Annotated in this window: 1 protein-coding gene; it reads right to left on the bottom strand. The window is 41.8% G+C overall.

The window, feature by feature from the left end:
* Window positions 1–807: AIR synthase-related protein (locus tag DYY66_RS01555; RefSeq protein WP_255495977.1), on the bottom strand; the 807-nt coding region annotated here is incomplete at both ends.

Here is an 807-nt window from a genome sequence, read left to right as displayed (position 1 = left end):
CCTATCAAGCAGTGGTGCATTTGCAACTATCTGACTAGGAAGTTTTGCAACAGTGTTTTTGTCAAGTTTTACTTCCATCAGTGTGTCTTTTTTTACTCGACCAATTACAGAATATGGCACTCTAAACTTTTCACAGATTTTTTTCAAGGCGCCAAGTTTTTTCAGGTCTGTTATGACAAGCATTCTTTCTTGAGACTCAGATATCATCAGCTCAGATGGGGACATGTTCTGCTCCCTCTTGTGTACAAGGGACAGGTCAAGTTCAATGCCTACTCCAAGTGCATCAGCAGTCTCAGATATTGCACATGACAGCCCTCCACCGCCAAGATCCTTCATTGCCTTGATGCATTTTTGGTTTCTAGCCTCCAGGATTACCTCAATTACCAGCTTTTCAATAAATGGGTCAGGAATCTGAACTGCAGAGCGGTTTTCTGTTTCAAGTGTATCAGATGCAAATTGTGAGCCACCCATTCCATCGCGTCCGGTGGAACCACCTATTAGAACAACATAATCACCTTTTTCTGCCTTGTTTTGTATCAAGTTCTCTTTTTTGCCAAACCCAATAGAGGCAACATCAACTAGAGCATAATTTGTAAAACACTTGTCAAACTCTATCTCTCCTCCAATTGTTGGTATGCCAAGACAGTTACCATAATCTGCAATTCCACGTACTGCATTTTTGAAGAGCCATTGAGCATGTTTGTCTTTTTGTATATTTCCAAATCGTAATCCGTCCAAGATTGCAATAGGCCTTGTACCGGCAGACAGTATATCTCGGATTACTCCACCAACACCTGTTGCTGCACC

Origin of the sequence: Candidatus Nitrosotalea sp. FS (genome assembly GCF_011319475.1) — an archaeon.
In the GTDB taxonomy this organism is placed as follows: domain Archaea; phylum Thermoproteota; class Nitrososphaeria; order Nitrososphaerales; family Nitrosopumilaceae; genus Nitrosotalea.
The sequence above is the reverse complement of the archived record's forward strand: the minus strand, read 5'-3'. Positions and strand labels throughout refer to the sequence as shown.